At 75.9% G+C, this 1,554-nt stretch carries 1 protein-coding gene; it reads right to left on the reverse strand.

Going from position 1 to position 1,554, the window contains the following annotated elements; genetic code table 11:
• Window positions 1-1,554: beta-ketoacyl synthase N-terminal-like domain-containing protein (locus MXD58_RS27290; RefSeq protein ID WP_250610851.1), on the reverse strand; the 1,554-nt coding region annotated here is incomplete at both ends.

Genomic DNA, 1,554 nt, shown 5'->3' on the forward strand with positions numbered 1-1,554 from the left:
ACCGCCGCGTCGTCGCCGACTCCCGCCACCGCCCGGTGCTGATCAACGCGATCCGCGCCGAACCCGAACTCGGCGCCGCGGCGAGGTCCCGTCCGGCCAAGGCGGTCTGGGGGTGGGCCTGGGCAGGGGCCTGGGCGTGGGCCTGGGCGTGGGCCTGGGCTTGGGGGTGGGCTTGGGGGTGGGGGTGGGCGTCGGTGGCGCGCCGCGGGGTGGGTAGGGGTGGGGCGGGCGGGTCGGCGGCCGGCGGTTCCTCGAGGATCACATGGGCGTTGGTGCCGCTCACCCCGAACGCGGACACCCCCGCGCGGCGCGGACGCCCGGGACGGCGCGGCCAGGCGACGTCGGTGAGGAGCAGTTCGACGGCGCCGGCCGACCAGTCGACGTGCGGGGACGGCTCGCGTACGTGCAGGGTGCGTGGCAGCGTTTCGTGACGCAGCGCCTCGACCATCTTGATGATCCCGCAGACCCCGGCGGCGGCTTGGGCGTGCCCGACGTTGGACTTCAGCGATCCCAGCCGCAGTGGCCGGTCCGCCGGGCGGTCCTGGCCGTAGGCGGCGATGATCGCCTGCGCCTCGATGGGGTCGCCGAGGGCGGTGCCCGTGCCGTGGGCCTCGACCGCGTCGACGTCGGCGGGGCGCAGGGCGGCATTCGCCAGTGCCTGGCGGATGAGGCGTTGCTGGGAGAGCCCGTTGGGCGCGGTCAGGCCGTTGCTGGCACCGTCGGAGTTCACGGCGCTGCCGCGCAGCACGGCGTGCACCGGATGGCCGCGGCGGCGCGCGTCGGAGAGCCGTTCGAGCAGCAGCACGCCCCCACCGTCGGCCCAGCCGGTGCCGTCGGCGTCGGCGGAGAACGCCTTGCACCGGCCGTCGGCGGCCAGGCCCTGTTTGCGGCTGAACTCGACGAGGATGCCGGGGGTCGACATGACCGTGACCCCGCCGGCGAGCGCGAGGTCGCATTCGCCTGTGCGCAGCGCCTGCACGGCGAGATGCACCGCGACGAGCGAGGCGGAGCACTGGGTGTCGACGCTGAGCGCCGGGCCTTCGAGGCCGAAGGTGTAGGCGATCCGCCCGGCGATGACGCCGGAGGCGTTGCCGGTGAGCAGTTGGCCCTGCGCCGCGCTCGGCGCGGTGTGCCACGCCGGGCCGTAGTCCTGCAGCGAGACGCCGGTGTAGACGCCGGCGCGGCTGCCGCGCAGCGCCCGCGGGTCGATGCCGGCCCGTTCGATGGCCTCCCAGGAGATCTCCAGCATGAGGCGCTGCTGGGGGTCCAGCGCGGCGGCCTCGCGGGGGCCGATGCCGAAGAACGCGGCGTCGAACCGGTCGATGCCGGGCAGGAAGCCGCCGTGGCGGGTGTAGGCGGTGCCGGGATGCGCCGGGTCCGGGTCGTAGAGGCCGGCGAGGTCCCAGCCGCGGTCCGCGGGCAGGCCGGCGACGGCGTCCCGGCCGTCGCGGACGAGTTCCCACAGTGCCCGCGGCGAGTCGACTCCGCCGGCGAGCCGGCAGGCCATCGAGACGATGACGATCGGGTCGTCGGCGACCCGGCGCCGGGCATGCC

Source organism: Frankia sp. AgKG'84/4 (assembly GCF_023242965.2).
Lineage (GTDB): Bacteria > Actinomycetota > Actinomycetes > Frankiales > Frankiaceae > Frankia.